Source organism: Dietzia sp. CH92, from assembly GCF_032248695.1.
Taxonomy (GTDB): Bacteria; Actinomycetota; Actinomycetes; order Mycobacteriales; family Mycobacteriaceae; genus Dietzia.
In genome coordinates this window covers 1-574 of sequence record NZ_JAVHXC010000022.1, presented here as the reverse complement: position 1 = coordinate 574, position 574 = coordinate 1, and the positions used below count along the sequence as shown (strand labels likewise).

General features: G+C 74.0%; 1 protein-coding gene. It reads right to left on the bottom strand.

Annotated elements, in window-relative coordinates; translation table 11 throughout:
• Positions 1 to 574 (bottom strand): DUF222 domain-containing protein (locus tag RWK90_RS17270; RefSeq protein ID WP_314038863.1); only part of this gene is annotated, 574 nt, incomplete at both ends.

Sequence of the window (574 nt, the reverse complement as noted above, 5' to 3'; positions counted from 1 at the left end):
GCGGCGACGAGGGCGTCGGCGCGTAGTTCGTCGATGCTGCGGATGTATTCGGCGTCGAGGGTGTGCTCGCCGGTGCGGGCGGCCTGGAGGCGGGTGGTTTTGTCGCGGGTGGCCTGTTCGGTGGCGGCGCGGTGCAGGACCTCGTAGAGGGTGGAGGCTTCGGCGGCGGTGAGGTGGGCGGTGAGGTCGGCCATGCCGTCGGTGCCGCGGCGCAGGCGGATGTGGCGTTCGTGGGTGGCGGCGGCGCGGCGGGCGCGGACGCCGGCGGGGTCGTGCTCGGTGATGATGCGGTCGAGGGCGCCCAGGATCGCGTCGCGTCCGGGGCGGGTGCCGGCGGCGATGGCGGCCAGGAGCCAGTCGATGATCTCGCGTTGGACGGGGCCGCGGTGGGCGGAGTCCACGGTGCGCATGTGGCGGGCGAGCAGGTCGGCGGTGTCCTCGTCGAGGCGGCCGGTTTCCATGGCCTCGACCAGGGTGGGGAAGCGGGTGATCAGGGTGCGGGCCCGGGTGAGTAGGGTGCGGGCGCGGTTGTTGTGCACGCCGTAGGCGGCGACGATCTCGGCGCAGGCGATGT